Consider the following 17,463-nt stretch of genomic DNA (forward strand, 5'->3'; position numbering starts at 1 on the left):
AATTATTGATTTGAAACTCTGGCAATTCTACCTTGTTCTAGGTATACCAATAATATTGAAATATCAGCTGGGTTTACTCCAGAAATACGTGAAGCTTGTGCAACTGATAATGGTCTAACTTCCTTAAGCTTTTGACGTGCTTCTGAAGCTAAGCCATTAATATCATCATAATCAATATTTTCAGGGATTTTTTTGTTTTCCATTTTCTTAAGCTTTTCAACTTGTTGTAAGGATTTTTCAATATATCCCTCATATTTTATTTGTATTTCTACCTGCTCTGCAACATCTGAATCCACTTCTGATTCTGATGGTACAAGCTGAGCGATATGCTCATAGTTCATTTCTGGTCGTTTTAATAAATCAGCTGCTTTTATGCCATCTTTAAGCTCACTACCGCCGACAGAAAGAATAAGCTTTTGTGTTTCTTGATTCGGCTTAATGATAACAGATGATAAGCGTTGTTTTTCTTCTTCAATTGCTTGCTTCTTAGTTTTGAATTTTTCAAAACGTTCATCAGAAATTAATCCGATTTTCTTGCCTGTTTCGGTTAAGCGCAAATCGGCATTATCATGTCTTAGAAGTAGTCGATATTCTGCTCTTGATGTTAGTAAGCGATATGGTTCACTTGTACCTTTTGTTACAAGATCATCAATGAGTACACCTATATAAGCATCCGAGCGACTTAAAATGACTTCTTCTTTTTCAAGAGCCTTTTGTGCAGCATTAATTCCAGCCATTAATCCTTGACCAGCAGCTTCTTCATAACCAGAAGTTCCGTTAATTTGTCCTGCTGTAAATAAAGAAGAAATCTTTTTCGTTTCTAAAGTTGGCCATAGTTGAGTTGGGACAATGGCATCATATTCAATTGCATATCCCGCCCTCATCATTTGAACCTTTTCAAGTCCAGGAATTGTTTTCAAAATTTGCTGTTGAACATCTTCTGGTAAACTTGTTGATAGCCCCTGCACATAGACCTCTTGTGTATTTCTACCTTCTGGCTCTAAAAAGATTTGATGACGCGGCTTATCATTAAAGCGAACAACTTTATCCTCAATAGATGGACAATAACGAGGTCCTGTGCCTTTAATCATTCCTGAATACATAGGAGAACGATGTAAATTATCATCAATAATTTTGTGAGTTTCTCCGCTCGTATACGTTAACCAACAAGGTAGCTGATCTGTAATGTATTTTGTTGTTTCATAAGAAAATGCACGCGGCACTTCATCTCCAGGTTGAATTTCTGTTTTGCTATAGTCAATCGAGTGACTATTTACTCGTGGAGGTGTTCCTGTTTTGAAACGAACTAAATCAAAGCCCAATTCTTGTAAATGCTCTGATAGCTTAATTGAAGGCTGCTGATTGTTTGGTCCACTTGAGTATTTTAATTCTCCTAGAATAATTTCTCCGCGTAAAAATGTACCTGTTGTTAATACAACTGCTTTCGCAGAATATTCAGCTCCAGTTTGAGTAACCACACCTTTACAAACACCGTCTTCTACGATTAAGCGATCAACCATTCCTTGTAGCAATGTAAGGTTACGTTCATTTTCCATCGTTTTTTTCATCTCATGTTGATATGAAAACTTATCTGCTTGTGCACGAAGCGCTCGAACAGCTGGACCTTTTCCCGTGTTTAGCATTCTCATTTGGATATGGGTTTTGTCGATGTTTTTCCCCATTTCTCCGCCTAAAGCATCAATTTCACGAACAACAATTCCTTTTGCTGGTCCACCAACAGATGGATTACATGGCATAAATGCAACCATATCTAGATTAATGGTAATGACGAGAGTTTTTGCTCCCATTCTTGCTGATGCGAGTGCTGATTCACACCCTGCATGTCCAGCTCCTACAACAATGACATCATAATCTCCTGCATGATACGTCATAGAGGAACCTCCTTTATATAAAAAATATCTACTTTATTTCCCTAAACAGAACTGAGAAAACAGTTGATCAATTAAGCTTTCGTGAACTGCATCTCCTATTATTTCCCCAAGCTGTTCCCAACAACGGGTTAAATCTATTTGTACAATATCAATTGGAACTCCTGCTTCTATACCAGACAATGCGTCATTAATAGAAGTTTCGGCAGCTGTTAATAGAGCAATATGTCTTGAGTTTGAAACATATGTTAAGTCCCCGCTTTGGACATTTCCTTCAAAGAACAATGCACTTATTGCTTCTTCTAATGCATCTATTCCCTGTTCTTCTAATAGTGATGTTGTCACAACAGGTCTTCCCGCTGCTTGCTCCTTCACCTTTTGAAGATCAATTTTTTGATCCAAATCTGTTTTATTAACAATAACGATAATATCCATTCCTTTTACGGCTTCAAAAAGCTGAACATCTTCTTGAGAAAGTTCTTCGTTATAATTCAGAACTAGTAAAATAAGATCCGCTTCTTTTAATACTTTTCTCGAACGTTCAACACCGATACGTTCTACAATATCTTCTGTTTCACGTATTCCAGCTGTATCAACTAATCGTAAAGGAACACCTCTTACATTGACGTATTCTTCTATAACATCTCTAGTTGTTCCAGGAATATCAGTAACAATTGCTTTATTTTCATGAACAAGGCTGTTTAATAAAGATGATTTCCCGACGTTTGGTCGTCCTATAATAACAGTAGACAAGCCTTCTCTAAGAATTTTCCCTTGTTGTGATGTTTTCAATAACTTACTGATTTCATTTTTTACAAATGTAGCTTTTTCAACAAGCATTTGATGAGTCATTTCTTCAACATCATCATATTCAGGATAGTCAATATTGACTTCAACATGTGCTAGTGTTTCTAGAATTTCCTGTCTTAACTTCTGAACAAGCTTTGACAGTTTTCCTTCCATTTGCCCTAAAGCGACATTCATTGCTCGATCCGTTTTTGCTCGTATTAAATCCATAACAGCCTCAGCTTGAGACAAATCAATCCGACCATTCAAAAAGGCTCTCTTTGTAAACTCTCCTGGTTCTGCCAGTCTTGCACCATGTTGAATGACCAACTGCAGTACCCGGTTCACTGTAACAATTCCACCGTGACAGTTTATTTCTACTATATCTTCTCTCGTAAATGTCTTTGGTCCCCTCATTAAAGACAACATGACTTCTTCTACAACTTGACCTGTTTTCGGGTCCACAATATGTCCGTAATGGATCGTATGGGAGTCAACATTAGTTAACCTTTTATTCGAAGGAGCCTTAAATAGTCGATCAGCAATCTCTATTGCTTCCTCACCACTTAACCGAACAATGGCAATAGCTCCCTCTCCTAAAGGTGTCGATATCGCTGCGATTGTATCTAACTCCATCGCTACGACCACCTCTCTCTTTCATTTATGTAAATTTTCTTCCTCTTAAAATGCGACCAATTTTTTAAAGATAGCACATTTCGTTTTCATTAGAAAGCAAAATCGCCTCATTTTATCCACAATTATTTATCCACTCTCTTCATACCTTTCTCTATTTTAACTTATCCACATGTTAATAACAATATTTGATGAATTTGAAATATTTTATGGGGTGCCTGTCACCACCCGATATTTGTAGAAGGTTGTCGATCATTTGAATAGATCTCTGACTTGCTTTAGAAAAAGGCAAAAAAAAGAGAATGACTCAACGAGCCATTCTCTTAGACTTTGGAGAAATAACCAGATGACGATTTGGTTCTTCTCCGACTGAAAAAGTTTTTATATCTTTAAATTCTGCTAATGCAGCATGTATTATTTTTCTTTCATATGAAGGCATTGGTTCTAATGGGACATTTTTGGATGTACGAATTGCCTGCTGTGCAAGTTTTCCTGCTAATTGCTTAAGTGTTTCTTTTCTTTTTTCACGATAGTTTTCAGCATCAATGATAATTTGCAAATAATGATTAGAGTATCGATTTGCAGCTAATTGTGTTAAATATTGAAGAGAGTTTAATGTTTGTCCTCTTTTTCCGATAAGGACCGCCATTTTCTCCCCTGATAATTGCATGTTTACAATTTTACCAGTCTGTTTCACTGAAATCTCTGCATCAATACCCATTTTTTGAACAACATTTGCTAAAAATTCTTTTGCATACTTTACTGGATCATGTACAATTATGACCTTTACAATAGCAGGTTTCTTTCCAATACCTAAAAATCCTTTTTTTCCTTCTTCGAGAATTGTTATTTCAACTTCTTCTCGTTTTGCCTGTAATTGCTTTAATGCTTCCTCGACTGCTTCATTGACAGTAAGTCCACTAGCAGTTACTTCTCTCACTTCTTCTTTCCCCCACTATTAGAAGCTTCTTTTTGCTCCTTAAGCTCAGGACCTTTTATGAAATATGTTTGAATGATCATGAATAAGTTACCTACTACCCAGTATAAAGAAAGAGCTGCAGGGAAGCTAATTGCAAAAACGATAATCATAATAGGCATAATATAAAGCATCATAGCCATTTGAGGATTTTGATTAGCTGTACCAGCCATCATCATTTTTTGTTGAATAAATGTTGTTAAACCAGCAACCAACGGCAGGATAAAGAATGGATCTCTTTCTCCTAAATCAAACCATAGAAAATTATGCTCAGCGATTTCAGTCGTTCTCATAATCGCATGATAGAAACCAATCAGGATTGGCATCTGAACAATTAATGGGAAACAACCTGCAAGAGGATTAACACCGTGCTTCTGGAATAAAGCCATTGTCTCCTGCTGTAGCTTTTGTTGAGTTTGTTGATCTTTTGAGCTGTACTTTTCTCTCAACTTCTGCATTTCCGGTTGAATTGCTTGCATTGCTTTAGAACTTTTCATTTGTTTAATCATTAGCGGTAAGATAGCTAATCGAATAATAATTGTAACAATTACGATGGCAATCCCATAATTATCGCCTGTTAATTCAGCAAAATATGTAATAAGTTGTGATAAAGGATATACGATATACGAATTCCAGAATCCTTCACTTTCAGATGTAATTGGAGTATTAACCTCCGTACATCCTGTCAAAAGGGTCAAAACACTGATTAACCCTGCTATTAAAAGTATGCGCCTCTTCAAACCTTTTTTCCTCCTAACCAATAATAGATACTATTCATGTACGTTAAAAGATAGAAAAAGTTCCACATCGTTAATATCTTAACACTTTTATAAATAGAATTGTTTTTCTTAATAAAGTTTTCGGTAGTATAATTTCAACAATATTCTACATCTTCTTTGGCTGATAGATTTTTGCTTTTCGAAATAAATGTTGCAAACTTCCTTTTACTTCATGATAATTCATTTCAGCTGCAGGCTTTCTAGCAATAATAATAAATTCCTTACCAGAAGCAATTCGATGCTTTTCTTCTGTAAACACTTGTCGAATTAACCGCTTAACTTTATTTCTTGTTACAGCATTTCCTATTTTTTTGCTTACAGATAGTCCAATTCGGAACTCTTTCTCTTCAGGCTTTTGCATGATATACAAAACAAATTGTCTATTGGCAAAAGATTTCCCTCTCTTGAAAACTACTTGAAAATCTTTATTCTTCTTTATTCTATATTTCCTTCTCATCTATTTCACTCCGGTTTGTTCTGCTAATAGGCTAACAGAATAATCACCATCATTATATCTGAAATAAAACGAATTTAAACAAGAAATGATCTAGCACTCTTCTTCCTCATTTCCTGAATAAATCGTTTTATTCATTCATCTGCAAAAAAAGACCACTGATTTTTCAGTGGCCTACGCTGATAATACTTTTCTTCCTCTGCGACGACGGCGAGCAAGAACTTTACGTCCATTTGCAGTGCTCATACGGCTACGGAAACCATGAACTTTACTACGTTTACGTTTGTTTGGTTGATAAGTACGTTTCATATATGACACCTCCCTGAGGAATAACAGTTAAAGACAGTCTTACTAATTATAGTTACCTACCCTATGAATTGTCAACCATCATCCATTCTTTTATTAAGTTTATTTTCTTTTCATCATCTAATTTAAAATTTATTTATTATCCTCTATTAATTCTTTTTTTGAAACCTACCCTCTTCTTCGTGATCTCATATCCTTTTTAGAACAGTATACCTCCACCTCAAAATAAGCAGCTAAACATCAACTATTGTTTAAGGTTTCTAGCCTGTGGATAAAGTTTCGACAGAATTCTCCACTATCCACATACGTTATCGACAACTTTTTCACAAGTTGGCTCATTGTGGACAATTTCCTTCAACAAATGATTAATAATGTGGATAAGTTTGTAAAAACCGTTGCATATCTAGATTTATTCTGATATTATATTTGTGTTTTCACTCTTAATAATCTATCTTAAAATTCAACATATCCACAGACTGTGGATAACATGTGGAAAGATTATAAACAGCTTATGTAAATTGTTGTCCACATCACATGAGTTTTGTCGAAAAGATGTTTTTCTACTATATTATATATTTATTCACATTCTTTTGCATCTGTATGTTTATACATGAATATTCGCACCTTGTACAAAGCTTGTACATTAAGGTTGGGATGCATCGTAAAGGAGGGACAAAACGCAAATGGAGAATATATCTGAGCTTTGGAGTAAGGCCTTGGCAGAGATCGAAAAGAAAATTAGTAAGCCAAGCTTTGAAACATGGTTAAAATCAACAAAGGCTCATGGAATTCAAGGTGATACCTTAACAATTACCGCTCCTAACGAATTTGCAAGAGATTGGCTGGAATCCCGTTACTTACACTTAATCGCTGATTCGATTTATCAATTAACAGGTGAAGAGTTTGCTATAAAATTTATTATTCCCCAAAATCAGACAGATGATGATTTTGTTCCAAATTCACCAATCAAACAGATAAATAAAGCCGATGAAGAACAAACAGAACTACCGCAAAATATGCTTAATCCTAAGTATACGTTTGATACATTTGTTATTGGATCAGGAAACCGATTTGCTCATGCAGCATCATTAGCAGTAGCTGAAGCACCTGCAAAAGCCTATAATCCCCTTTTTATTTATGGGGGCGTTGGACTTGGAAAAACTCACTTAATGCATGCAATTGGACATTATGTGATTGATCATAACCCATCGGCAAAGGTTGTTTATTTATCTTCTGAAAAGTTTACAAATGAATTTATCAACTCTATTAGAGATAACAAAGCAGTTGATTTTCGTAACAAATATAGAAGTGTTGATGTACTTTTAATAGATGATATTCAATTCTTGGCTGGGAAAGAACAAACTCAAGAGGAATTTTTCCATACTTTTAATACATTGCATGAAGAAAGTAAGCAAATCGTTATTTCCAGTGATCGACCACCAAAAGAAATTCCGACATTAGAAGATCGCCTTCGTTCTCGCTTTGAATGGGGATTAATTACAGATATTACCCCTCCGGATTTGGAAACAAGGATTGCGATTCTCCGTAAAAAAGCAAAAGCTGAAGGGCTCGATATTCCTAATGAAGTGATGCTTTATATTGCAAATCAAATTGATTCAAATATTCGAGAGCTTGAAGGTGCACTAATTCGCGTAGTGGCCTACTCTTCTCTTATTAATAAAGATATAAATGCTGATCTGGCTGCTGAAGCCCTAAAAGATATTATTCCTAACTCAAAACCAAAGATGATTTCAATTAGTGATATTCAGCGAATAGTTGGACAAGAATATCAGGTGAAGTTAGAAGATTTTAAGGCGAAGAAGCGAACAAAATCTGTTGCTTTTCCAAGACAAATTGCTATGTACCTTTCAAGAGAGCTTACCGATTCTTCATTACCTAAAATTGGGGAAGAATTTGGGGGACGAGATCATACAACAGTCATTCATGCTCATGAGAAAATATCAAAAATGCTTCAAAGTGATGAGCAGCTACAAAAACAGTTAAAAGATATTACTGGACTTTTAAAAGGTTCTTAATTTTAATATTGAATAGTGTGAATAACTATTACACATATATACACAGTCTGTCCACATGTGGATAGGCTGTGTTTCCTTTCGTTTAGGTCGGTTATCCACATTTCCACAGGCCCTACTAGTACTTCTACTATATTTTTATAAAAAAATAATATAACTAGAACCTAAAAAATTGAGAAACTCTCGTAGTCAGGAAAATATTCCAAGTAGCTAGGAAACAGGAGGAAAACGATGATGAAATTCATTATTCAACGAGATAAATTAGTTCAAAGTGTTCAAGATGTAATGAAAGCTGTATCATCTAGAACAACAATTCCGATTTTAACGGGTATAAAAATTGTTGCTGATTCAGAAGGAGTCACATTAACAGGTAGTGATTCTGATATTTCTATTGAATCTTTTATTCCAGCTGAAGAAGATGACAAAGAGAATGTTGAAATTCTTCAATCAGGAAGTGTTGTTTTACAAGCCAAGTTTTTTAGTGAAATCGTTAAAAAATTACCAATGGATATTGTAGAAATTGAAGTAGGAAACCACCATGCAACGGTAATCCGTTCAGGTAAGGCTGAATTCAGTCTAAATGGATTAGATGCAGAAGAATATCCTCATCTTCCACAGATTGAGGAAGAAAATATTTTTAAAATCCCTACTGATTTACTAAAAGCAATGGTTCGTCAAACCGTTTTTGCTGTATCAACATCTGAGACAAGACCTATCTTAACAGGTGTAAACTGGAAGCTAGAAAACAGTGAGTTAGTTTGTATCGCAACAGATAGCCACCGCTTAGCACTAAGAAAGGCATTAATCAACTCAGAAAATCAAAGTTCATACAATGTTGTCATTCCCGGGAAAAGTCTAAGTGAGTTAAGTAAAATTTTAGATGATACAAATGAACCGATTGAAATTGTCATTACTGAAAACCAAGTATTGTTTAAGGCAAAAAATCTATTATTTTTCTCAAGACTTTTAGACGGAAATTATCCTGATACTTCCCGTTTAATTCCAAATGAGAGTAAAACAAACTTAGTTTTAAATTCCAAAGATTTCTTACAAGCAATCGATCGTGCCTCCTTATTAGCTAAAGAAGCACGAAATAATGTTGTTAAACTTTCAACTCTAACAGACGGAATGATTGAGGTTTCTTCTAATTCCCCTGAAATTGGAAAAGTAAGTGAAGAAATACAAGTGGAGCAAATTGATGGTGAAGAATTAAAGATTTCATTTAGTGCAAAATACGTAATGGATGCTTTAAAGGCACTTGAAGGAAACGAAATCAGTGTTGACTTCACTGGAGCAATGAGACCTTTCGTTATTCGTACAAAAGATGACGATTCTATGTTACAGTTAATTTTACCGGTTAGAACATATTGATGATAAAAATAGCAGGCTGACGTTCGTCAGCCTTTTCTTTATTTATGAGACAATAATTTCTACTTTAATCCAGAAGGAATACCGTATCAGTTATGGAGAGAAAATAAACTTGTATGGGCATTTGTACCTATTTCAAATCTGTGAGACGGAGGTGCTGTCCATCCCTCGAGGACACAGAGATTTCCAATAGTGAAGTTGTTGTACTTCATGGCATATTTTTAGTAAAATATAAAGTTAGAGACTACTGAGGAAGGTGGTTCGCTATGGCAAAACCAGTTAAAATTGATACAGAGTTTATAACATTAGGTCAATTCCTAAAATTAGCAGATGTTATTCAATCTGGTGGAATGGCTAAATGGTTTTTAGCTGAATACGAAATCTTTGTGAATAATGAACCTGAAAATCGCCGTGGTAAAAAGCTAAGAGATGGTGATGTTTTATATATTCCTGATTTCGGCACATATATTGTGAAAAATTAAAGTTGGTGTACAAATTTTGTTTATAAATGAGCTGAAATTAAAAAATTATCGTAACTATGAAGAATTGACGATTCAGTTTGAAAATAAAGTGAATGTAATCTTAGGTGAAAATGCACAAGGTAAAACCAATGTGATGGAATCAATCTATGTGCTTGCTATGGCGAAATCACACCGAACTTCGAATGATAAAGAGTTGATTGGCTGGGACAAAGAATATGCTAAAATAGAGGGTAATATAGAAAAATATAATCGTTCAACTGCCCTTCAATTAGTTATTTCTAAAAAGGGTAAAAAGGCAAAGTTGAATCATATTGAGCAAGAGAAACTCAGCCAATACGTCGGGGCAATGAATGTGATTATGTTTGCACCAGAGGATTTGAATTTAGTGAAAGGAAGTCCTCAGGTAAGAAGAAGATTTATAGATATGGAAATTGGTCAGGTTTCAGCTATCTATTTGCATGATTTGAGTCGTTATCAAAAGATTATGCAACAGCGTAATCATTATTTGAAGCTGTTACAGATGCGCAAACAAAAGGATCAAACGATGCTTGATGTTTTAACTGAACAACTGTGCGAAGCAGCTGCAAAAATCATTTATAAACGTTTGCAGTTTGTTTCTGAGCTCCAAAAATGGGCTGAGCCCGTGCATTCAGGGATAAGCAGAGGCTTAGAAACGCTAAGAATCAAATATAAACCCTCTGTGGATGTATCAGAAGATTATGATTTGACGAAAATGATAGAAGCATATGAACAAAAATTTGCTAAAATAAGAGAGAAGGAAATTGAACGGGGGGCAACTTTAGCAGGTCCACACCGAGATGACTTAACCTTTTTTGTGAATGACCATGATGTGCAAACTTATGGTTCACAAGGACAACAAAGAACCACTGCTTTATCGTTGAAATTAGCGGAGATTGACTTAATTCATAATGAGATAGGAGAATATCCGATCCTTTTGCTTGATGATGTTTTATCCGAATTGGATGATTATAGACAATCACACTTATTGAATACCATTCAAGGTAAGGTTCAAACATTTGTAACAACAACAAGTGTCGAAGGAATTGATCATCAAACATTAAAAGAAGCTGCTACTTTCCGTGTAAGAGCAGGAGAGCTTGCTGACGATAAAAGAGGTGACTGATTTGTATATTCATCTGGGAGACAATTTTGTTGTTCCATCAAAAGAGGTCGTGATGATATTGGATCGACACTCTTCTCAAGATTCCGCCATTGTAGATGAATTTTTTCAAAAGCAAAAAGATAGAATTGTTCAACTGGCAAATGGTGAAGCAAAATCCATTATTGTGACGGTTAATAAAATTTATTTCTCGCCTTTATCATCAAGTACATTAAAAAAACGAGCACAAGTTGCTTTTGATATAGATTAATTAAATGTTTAAAGTCTAGCTTCCTAACAGAAGGGCTTTAGGGTATGGCTTTGAGTGCAACGACAAGTAAGCTTTAGGAAAAGTGTAGGTGATCAATGTGACGACGGAAAATAATCAAGTCCAACAACAATCATATGATGAAAATCAGATTCAGGTTTTAGAAGGTTTAGAGGCAGTTCGTAAACGTCCAGGTATGTATATAGGATCTACGAGCAGTAAGGGTCTGCATCATTTGGTGTGGGAAATTGTTGATAATAGTATTGATGAGGCCTTAGCGGGCTTCTGTAATGAAATTAATGTCACCATTGAAGAAGATAATAGTATTACTGTTAAAGATAACGGACGTGGTATTCCTGTAGGGATCCATGAAAAAATGGGACGTCCTGCAGTTGAAGTTATCATGACAGTATTGCATGCCGGAGGAAAATTCGGTGGTGGAGGATACAAAGTATCAGGTGGACTCCATGGTGTAGGGGCATCTGTTGTTAATGCTCTTTCTACAGAATTAAATGTAACAGTACATCGTGAAGGAAAAGTTCATTTCCAAAGGTTTAATAAAGGTATTCCAGCAGCTGATTTAGAGGTAATTGGTGAGACGGATGTTACAGGCACAATCACCCACTTTAAGCCGGATGCAGAAATCTTCCAAGAAACAACTGTCTATGATTATGAAATATTAGCGAACCGTATTCGTGAGCTAGCATTTTTAAATCGTGGATTGAAAATTACGATTGAAGATAAACGAGAAAACAAACGTTCAAATGAATACTACTATGAGGGCGGAATTAAGTCGTATGTAGAGCATTTAAACCGTACGCGCGAGGTTATTCATGATGAGCCGGTTTATATTGAGGGAGAAAAAGATGGTATTACAACCGAGGTAGCTATTCAGTATAATGACAGCTACACTAGTAATATTTATTCTTTTGCGAACAATATTCACACCTATGAAGGTGGAACACATGAAGCAGGCTTTAAATCAGCATTAACTCGTGTAATCAATGACTACGCTCGTAAAAATAAAATATTTAAAGAAAGCGATGATAACCTTTCTGGAGAAGATGTTCGAGAAGGGATTACAGCTATCATCTCTGTTAAACACCCAGATCCCCAATTCGAGGGACAAACAAAAACGAAATTAGGTAACTCTGAGGTTCGTACAGTAACAGATTCTGTTTTTTCTGAAGCATTTGATAAATTCATGTTAGAAAATCCTTCAGTAGCTAGAAAAATCGTTGAAAAAGGTTTAATGGCTGCAAGAGCCCGTTTAGCTGCAAAAAAAGCTCGTGAGTTAACAAGAAGGAAAAGTGCGTTAGAAATCTCAAGTTTACCTGGTAAGTTAGCGGATTGTTCTTCTAAGGACCCTTCTATTAGTGAGATTTATATTGTTGAGGGTGATTCTGCAGGTGGATCTGCAAAACAAGGAAGAGACAGACACTTTCAAGCAATACTGCCTTTAAGAGGTAAAATCTTAAACGTAGAAAAAGCAAGACTAGATAAGATTCTTTCAAACAATGAAATAAGAGCTATTATTACAGCACTCGGAACAGGTATTGGAGAAGACTTTGACATTATAAAGGCACGCTATCATAAAGTTGTTATTATGACGGATGCGGATGTAGATGGTGCACACATTCGTACTCTACTATTGACATTCTTTTATCGTTATATGCGTCCAATTGTTGAAAAAGGCTATATTTATATTGCTCAGCCTCCACTTTATAAAATTCAACAAGGAAAACGAGTTGAATATGCCTATAACGATAAACAATTAGATTCATACTTGGCTGAAATGCCTGAACAGCCTAAGCCAGGCATCCAACGCTATAAAGGTTTAGGAGAAATGAATCCTGATCAGCTTTGGGAAACAACAATGGATCCAGATACACGTACATTACTTCAAGTAACATTAGAAGATGCAATTGAAGCGGATGAAACATTTGATACGTTAATGGGTGATAAAGTAGAGCCGCGTAGGAACTTTATCGAAGAAAATGCACAGTATGTTAAAAATCTAGATATTTAATCTATTTGAAAGAACACCTCATCTCGGTGAGGTGTTTTTTACATAATATATTAGACAAAAAAAGAGATGGTTATCGTGAAAGAAATGTTAGCTGTAAACGAATATTCCATCAAATTGATGTGTAATCTTTTGCTAATATTGCTATAATGAAGAGTAGACTAATTATTTAACATAACCAATTGGGCAGTTTTTATTATATTTAAAACTATCAACTTTTCTGTAAGAAGATAGTATTTTACCATTTTTCGATGGAATGTTCTTGGCACTCCCAATTAAATTAAGAAAAGGAATAAGGGAGGTTATTTTAATATGGCGGAAAATCAAGGATCACATGTTATTGAGAGAAATATAAGTAATGAAATGAGAGAATCTTTCTTAGGTTATGCGATGAGTGTAATCGTGTCTCGTGCATTACCGGACGTTCGTGATGGACTGAAACCTGTTCATCGACGCATTCTTTATGCAATGAATGACTTAGGGATGACATCTGATAAACCATTTAAGAAATCAGCACGTATCGTTGGAGAGGTTATTGGTAAATACCATCCACATGGTGACTCAGCTGTATATGAAACAATGGTTCGTATGGCGCAGAATTTTAACTATAGATATATGCTAGTAGATGGACACGGAAACTTTGGGTCAGTCGATGGAGACTCAGCAGCTGCAATGCGTTACACCGAAGCTCGTATGTCTAAAATATCAATGGAGCTAATCCGTGATATAAACAAAGATACAATTGATTATCAAGATAACTATGATGGCTCCGAAAGAGAACCAGTAGTCCTTCCAGCGAGATTCCCTAATTTACTTGTGAACGGTGCTACTGGAATTGCGGTAGGAATGGCAACAAATATTCCTCCACATCAATTAGGTGAAGTAATTGATGGAGTCCTAGCGATTAGTAAGGATCCAGAGATAACAATTCCCGAGCTTATGGAAATTATTCCTGGACCAGACTTCCCAACAGCTGGACAAATTATCGGAAGAAGCGGGATTCGAAAAGCTTATGAAACTGGCCGTGGATCAATTACTCTCAGAGCGAAGGTTGAGATTGAAGAAAAGGCTTCAGGTAAGCAAGTAATTATTGTTAAGGAAATTCCTTATCAAGTAAATAAAGCAAAGCTAGTTGAAAAAATCGCAGAGCTTGTTCGAGATAAAAAGATTGACGGAATCACAGACCTACGTGATGAATCTGACCGTACTGGAATGCGTGTTGTTATTGAGGTTCGTAAAGATGCGAATGCGAACGTATTACTTAATAACCTTTATAAGCAAACAGCGCTTCAAACAAGCTTTGGTATTAATATGCTATCTCTAGTAGATGGACATCCTAAAGTATTAAATATTAAGCAAATGCTTCATTACTATCTTGAGCATCAAAAAGTAGTGATTAAACGTCGTACTGCTTTTGAATTAAGAAAAGCGGAGGCGCGTGCTCACATTTTAGAAGGTTTAAGAATTGCTCTTGATCATTTGGACGCTGTGATTGCCTTAATTCGTAACTCGCAAACAACTGAAATTGCCCGTAACGGATTAATGGAGCAGTTTTCTTTAAGTGAGAAACAAGCACAAGCAATTCTTGATATGAGACTTCAAAGATTAACAGGTTTAGAAAGAGAAAAAATTGAAGAAGAATATCAATCGCTTGTGAAGCTAATTGCAGAACTAAAAGCAATTCTTGCGGATGAAGAGAAAGTACTTGAAATCATTCGTGAAGAGCTAACTGAAATTAAAGAGCGATTCAACGATGAACGCCGTACCGAAATTGTAGCAGGTGGAATTGAAAGTATTGAAGATGAGGATTTAATACCTGTAGAAAACATTGTTATTACATTAACTCATAATGGATATATTAAACGACTTCCTGTTTCAACATATCGTACACAAAAACGTGGTGGACGTGGTATACAAGGTATGGGAACAAATGATGATGACTTTGTTGAACAACTACTAACAACATCAACCCATGATACGATTCTTTTCTTTACAAACAAAGGTAAAGTATATCGAGCAAAGGGTTATGAAATACCTGAGTTTAGTAGAACAGCTAAAGGATTGCCGATCATAAATCTTCTAAGTGTAGAAAAAGGTGAGTGGGTTAATGCAATCATCCCGGTTTCAGAATTTGTAGATGATTGGTACTTATTCTTTACTACAAAGGATGGAATTTCAAAACGTTCTCCTTTATCTCAATTTGCCAACATCCGAAACAATGGTTTAATTGCAGTAGGTCTTCGTGAAGAAGATGAGCTTATTTCTGTAAAATTAACTGATGGTTCAAAGGATATCATCATCGGTACGAAGAACGGTATGCTTATCCGATTCCCAGAATCAGATGTTCGCTCAATGGGTAGAACAGCTTCAGGAGTAAAGGGAATCTCACTTGATGAAAGTGATGAAGTTGTAGGTATGGAAATTCTTGAAGATGATGTGGATGTACTAATTGTAACAAGCAATGGTTACGGTAAACGTACTCCTTCTGAGGAATATCGCATACAAAGTCGTGGTGGTAAAGGATTAAAAACTTGTAATATTACAGAGAAAAATGGTCCAGTTGTCTCTGTAAAAGCAGCTACTGGTCTAGAGGATATAATGTTGATTACAGCTAGCGGAGTTGTGATCCGTATGGATGTTGATACAATTTCGAAAATGGGCCGTAACACTCAAGGTGTAAAATTAATCAGACTTGATGAAAACGTATCTGTCTCTACTGTAGCATTAGTACAAAAAGAAGAAGAATCTCAAGATGACATGAATGAAGAACTGGAAGAAACAGAACAGCAGTTGGAAAATGACTCATCTGAAGAATAATATAAAGGCATAGAAGGCTGAATACACATTCTTTGAGTGTGGAATTCAGTCTTTTTTTACATTCTTAAACATTATCATTGTTTTTTGTTTATAATGTCATAAGGGGGGGATACCTTTGAAGATTCATATTAGTCAATTAGAAGAAGGTTGTATCTTATCAAAGCCGATTTTATCAGCAACAAATCAACCTTTAGCATATAAAAACACAATTATTACAAAGCACATTAAGGAAGCTCTTATAGCATTCCTGGTAAAAGAAGTTGAAGTGGAAAACATTCTTGATAACGGCCGGGAATTCAAATTAGCTGGATATAGTAATGAGCAAGATGAAACAGAAGATACAGTGGTTGAAGATAGCACATTAATCAAATCGTTTTATCATCAATACCTGGAAGCTGTACAAGCTTATAAGCAGCTTTTTATTAGTTGGCAATCCGGTGTTCAAATTGATATCAACAAAGTAAGACAAGCGATTTTACCCCTAGTATCTGAAATTGAAGGTAATGATGAGGGAGTCTTTAAACTCTATCATTATTGTAAGCAGGAAGATTATATGTACCACCACAGTGTGTCTGTGGCGTTAGTAAGTGCCTTTTTAGCTCAAAAATTAGGGTATCAAAAGGGAGAAATAAATCAAATTGCTTTAACAGGATTGTTATGTGATTGCGGTATGTCAAAAGTAAACCCAGCGATCCTAACTAAAAAGGTAACATTAACTGAAATTGAATATAAAGATATTAAGCAACATCCGGTTCATAGCTATAATTTATTAAAAAATATTATGTCTATTAAGGATGGAGTAAAGCTAGGGGTACTCCAGCATCATGAACGAATAGATGGAAGCGGGTATCCCTTAAGCGTGAAAGCTGAAAAGCTTCATCCTTATAGCAAAATAGTAGCTTTAGCCGATATTTACCAAGCTATGGTTGCAGTAAGACCATATCGTAGTAAGCAGTCACCCTTTAAAGTGTTAGAACAAATTATGGAGGACGAATTCGGCAAATTTGATCTTACAATCATTAATGAATTGAAAAAAGGAATAACAAGGTTTTCTACAGGTACAAAGGTAAAGTTGTCAGATGGATTGGATGCAGAAATTATCTTTATGGATGATAATAACCCAACTAGACCTATGGTGAAATACTTGTATTCTCAAGAGATCATTTCGTTAAAAGATAGAAGAGAATTATTTATTGAAGAAATTATATAAAAACTACTCTGTTTTGTGTTGACTTAAGATATAGATGCTGATATAATTTTTTGAGTCAGCCAAACAGAGTGTTTCATATAAAACTTTGTTATAAAAAGTAGTTGACTTAACTAAATGTTAAATGTTATATTAATGAGGTCGCTTTTGAGTGACATCACAAGTTCTTTGAAAACTAAACAAAACCAAGCGTGCCAACGTTAATTTTTATTAACAAAAACAATGTACTATATAGTACAAACTTTATGAGCTATATCAACTCTTTATTGGAGAGTTTGATCCTGGCTCAGGACGAACGCTGGCGGCGTGCCTAATACAT

Annotated in this window: 14 protein-coding genes; 8 read left to right on the top strand and 6 right to left on the bottom strand. The window is 35.4% G+C overall.

The annotated features are described in order from the left end of the window. Positions 1-2 precede the first annotated feature (2 nt). From mnmG to rpmH, 6 genes are all read right to left on the bottom strand, one after another. Complete coding sequence (mnmG, locus tag ACEWK1_RS19065) at positions 3-1,892, bottom strand: tRNA uridine-5-carboxymethylaminomethyl(34) synthesis enzyme MnmG (protein WP_121664088.1); 1,890 nt, start codon at positions 1,890-1,892, stop codon at positions 3-5. A 33-nt stretch (positions 1,893-1,925) separates the two neighbouring features. Next, positions 1,926-3,311: a tRNA uridine-5-carboxymethylaminomethyl(34) synthesis GTPase MnmE gene (gene mnmE, locus ACEWK1_RS19070; protein ID WP_121664089.1), complete on the bottom strand. Its 1,386-nt coding sequence runs from the start codon at positions 3,309-3,311 to the stop codon at positions 1,926-1,928. Between the two features lie 304 nt (positions 3,312-3,615). Further along, positions 3,616-4,248 carry an RNA-binding cell elongation regulator Jag/EloR gene (gene jag, locus ACEWK1_RS19075; protein ID WP_121664090.1) on the bottom strand — a complete coding sequence of 211 codons (633 nt, stop codon included), beginning with the start codon at positions 4,246-4,248 and terminating at the stop codon, positions 3,616-3,618. Further along, positions 4,245-5,024: a YidC family membrane integrase SpoIIIJ gene (gene spoIIIJ / locus ACEWK1_RS19080; protein WP_098797622.1), complete on the bottom strand. Its 780-nt coding sequence runs from the start codon at positions 5,022-5,024 to the stop codon at positions 4,245-4,247. Before spoIIIJ ends, jag begins: the two co-directional genes overlap by 4 nt. A gap of 145 nt (positions 5,025-5,169) precedes the next feature. Beyond that, positions 5,170-5,520 carry a ribonuclease P protein component gene (rnpA, locus tag ACEWK1_RS19085; protein WP_098797623.1) on the bottom strand — a complete coding sequence of 117 codons (351 nt, stop codon included), beginning with the start codon at positions 5,518-5,520 and terminating at the stop codon, positions 5,170-5,172. Between the two features lie 171 nt (positions 5,521-5,691). Further along, positions 5,692-5,826, bottom strand: a complete 135-nt coding sequence (gene rpmH / locus ACEWK1_RS19090) for a 50S ribosomal protein L34 (RefSeq protein ID WP_026561635.1) — start codon at positions 5,824-5,826, stop codon at positions 5,692-5,694. 680 nt (positions 5,827-6,506) lie between these two features. Here rpmH and dnaA point away from each other — a divergent pair. From dnaA to ACEWK1_RS19130, 8 genes are all read left to right on the top strand, one after another. Beyond that, positions 6,507-7,859: a chromosomal replication initiator protein DnaA gene (dnaA, locus tag ACEWK1_RS19095; RefSeq protein WP_098797624.1), complete on the top strand. Its 1,353-nt coding sequence runs from the start codon at positions 6,507-6,509 to the stop codon at positions 7,857-7,859. Between the two features lie 231 nt (positions 7,860-8,090). Next, complete coding sequence (gene dnaN / locus ACEWK1_RS19100; RefSeq protein WP_121665151.1) at positions 8,091-9,227, top strand: DNA polymerase III subunit beta; 1,137 nt, start codon at positions 8,091-8,093, stop codon at positions 9,225-9,227. A gap of 263 nt (positions 9,228-9,490) precedes the next feature. After that, positions 9,491-9,706: a S4 domain-containing protein YaaA gene (yaaA, locus tag ACEWK1_RS19105; RefSeq protein ID WP_098797625.1), complete on the top strand. Its 216-nt coding sequence runs from the start codon at positions 9,491-9,493 to the stop codon at positions 9,704-9,706. Positions 9,707-9,722: 16 nt separating this feature from the next. After that, positions 9,723-10,850: a DNA replication/repair protein RecF gene (gene recF / locus ACEWK1_RS19110; protein WP_212135197.1), complete on the top strand. Its 1,128-nt coding sequence runs from the start codon at positions 9,723-9,725 to the stop codon at positions 10,848-10,850. Between the two features lies 1 nt (position 10,851). Beyond that, complete coding sequence (gene remB, locus ACEWK1_RS19115) at positions 10,852-11,097, top strand: extracellular matrix regulator RemB (protein WP_121664092.1); 246 nt, start codon at positions 10,852-10,854, stop codon at positions 11,095-11,097. Between the two features lie 97 nt (positions 11,098-11,194). Then, the gene (gene gyrB / locus ACEWK1_RS19120; RefSeq protein ID WP_121664093.1) at positions 11,195-13,123 is read left to right on the top strand and encodes a DNA topoisomerase (ATP-hydrolyzing) subunit B; all 1,929 of its coding nucleotides are present in this window, start codon (positions 11,195-11,197) and stop codon (positions 13,121-13,123) included. 309 nt (positions 13,124-13,432) lie between these two features. Next, entirely contained in the window at positions 13,433-15,937 is a 2,505-nt protein-coding gene (gene gyrA, locus ACEWK1_RS19125; protein WP_121664094.1) for a DNA gyrase subunit A, read from the top strand. A 115-nt stretch (positions 15,938-16,052) separates the two neighbouring features. Next, on the top strand, positions 16,053-17,147 hold the full coding sequence (locus ACEWK1_RS19130; protein ID WP_212135195.1) for an HD-GYP domain-containing protein: 1,095 nt from the start codon (positions 16,053-16,055) through the stop codon (positions 17,145-17,147). The last annotated feature ends 316 nt before the right edge of the window (positions 17,148-17,463 follow it).

Source organism: Metabacillus sp. YM-086 (assembly GCF_048059995.1).
GTDB lineage: Bacteria > Bacillota > Bacilli > Bacillales > Bacillaceae > Metabacillus > Metabacillus litoralis_B.